A 489-nucleotide genomic window follows, 5' to 3' on the forward strand; every position below is an offset into this window, starting at 1 on the left:
TTGCCTTTAATGATGCAAAACAAAAATGTGATAAGGATTCACACAACTCTTTATCAGGTGCTTTAAACGGTATAAATTTGCCACCTGGTTTTAAGATGCCGTTCTAAGTTCTATATATTCCTACTGCCTTAGCCATATAGGATTTGTTGCTAAGTTTTGATATTTTTCTTTGTTATTCCGCGATCAAGTCAGTCTTGTTGCATATTAGAGAAATTATTTTAAGTATTTCAAGCGCTGTCATTTGTAAGTACAATAAATCATATGGGTAGTGGGGTGGTATTATAAACATGGTATCATTTATAGAGAATAAGAAGAGATTATTAACAGAGTGTTAAAGTATAAGAATATTATATGGGTTCAATATTATGCTTTGAAGATCTTAGATAGGCTTAGATGGTACTGGAAACCTAAATTTAGAATTTAGTTGGAGGATTGATAAAACATATGTTTAAAGTTAAGAGGTAAGTAAGAATATCTATATAGAATTTT

1 pseudogene is annotated in these 489 nt (G+C 30.1%); it reads left to right on the forward strand.

Annotated features, from left to right (window positions below):
- Window positions 1-107, forward strand: a pseudogene (locus AC27F4_RS04470) (YbaB/EbfC family nucleoid-associated protein); the annotation flags it as partial.
- Between the last annotated feature and the right edge of the window lie 382 nt (window positions 108-489).

The sequence above is a fragment of the Candidatus Rickettsia mendelii genome (assembly GCF_057543435.1).